The sequence below is a fragment of the Hymenobacter actinosclerus genome (genome assembly GCF_900111515.1).
Classification (GTDB): Bacteria; Bacteroidota; Bacteroidia; order Cytophagales; family Hymenobacteraceae; genus Hymenobacter; species Hymenobacter actinosclerus.
On sequence record NZ_FOHS01000016.1, the window covers coordinates 1 to 1,339 of the forward strand.

Annotated in this window: 1 protein-coding gene; it reads right to left on the reverse strand. The window is 64.6% G+C overall.

Annotation, left to right across the window (positions count from 1 at the left end):
* Window positions 1-1,339 (reverse strand): polysaccharide deacetylase family protein (locus BMY67_RS19445; RefSeq protein ID WP_218144636.1); only part of this gene is annotated, 1,339 nt, incomplete at both ends.

Genomic DNA, 1,339 nt, shown 5'->3' on the forward strand with positions numbered 1-1,339 from the left:
TGGTGGTGGGCACGCTGGCCAGGTCGGCGCCGGCCACGTTGTCCCACTGTTCGCGCAGCAGGCTGCCCGTGCCCGCGCAGCCGCCATCAGGAGCGAGCGTGGTGGGCGGCGCAGGCACCGAGGGCGACGGAGTGGTGGCGGCTAACGGGCCCCGAAACACATTCACCATTTTGGTATTCACGTTGTAGGTCGCACTGTCGGCCCCCGTTACCGTGATGCTGGTAACCGTGCCGGGCGAATCGACCAGCAGCGTCAGGTTCTGGAAGCGGGTAGTGGCACCAACCTGGGAGTAATCCAGGTCGACGGTGAGGGTTTTGCCGCTCAGGGCTTCGGTTTTGACTACCTGGCTACTCACCAGCCGGTACTCGGCAAACTCCCGCAGCGTGGTTACCCACAGCCGGTCCTGGGCAATCGACTGGGTGTAGGTCAGCCAGTCGGCCAGCACGTTGAAGTCCAGACCATGCGTGAATACGCGCTGCAGGTATACTTCGGAACTCGTGCTGCCCGGCGCCATTAAATCATTGCTCAGCGTCTTCAGCCGGTTCAGCAGCGCCGGGTTCGACTCGCTGCCCAGGGCATCGGCCTGGTAGCGGTTGTACACGAAGGGCGTATTTGCGGCGGGCAGCGCGCTTAAGGCCACCCGGTTCGCATTGTAGAGCGGCAGCATGGGCAGCTTGTCGCTCTGGCTGTTGCTCGATACGGCCGAGTAGCCGGCGGCGAAGGCCGCCGTGGGGTAGCCGCCCGAATTGCTTGGCACGATGTGGACGCCGGGTTTGTAGCCCCGCAGCCGCTGAGCAATCAGCGCGTCCAGAGTGGCCAGCTGCTGGGCGGGATTATCGCCCGTGTGCAGGTCGGAGTGGTTTTCGATGTCCCAGCCATTATCGAGCAGCTCCTGGGCCTGCGCCCACAGCAGCCGCGACTTATCATGGTTCGGGCCGGCATCCAGCCACACCGAATTGTTGTAGGTGTTGTGCCCGTTGATGGCCACGGCCGCCGTGTACGCACGATTCCGGCCGGTTCCATCCGTGAAGCGCAGGCCGGGGTACCGCTGGCCGTTGCGGGTGCCTCCCTTAAGCAGAGGGTAGAGGTCGGTGTAGGCCGCTACCGGCGAGTCGTCCTCTTCAAAATTGAGCACCCGCGACTTGTTGTAAAGCGTGGGGGCCACGCGGGCCGTAGCGTTGGCCACGGGCGCGGCAAACGTAAAGGTGATGCGGGCCTTCTGGCTGGTTACCGGGGTAGTGGGCGGGGTAGGTGCCGGAACCGTGGGCGGCGTAATGGTGGGGGTAGTAGTACCGAAAGGGATGAGGGCACTGCCGGGGATGGGTTCCTGGCGGGAGCC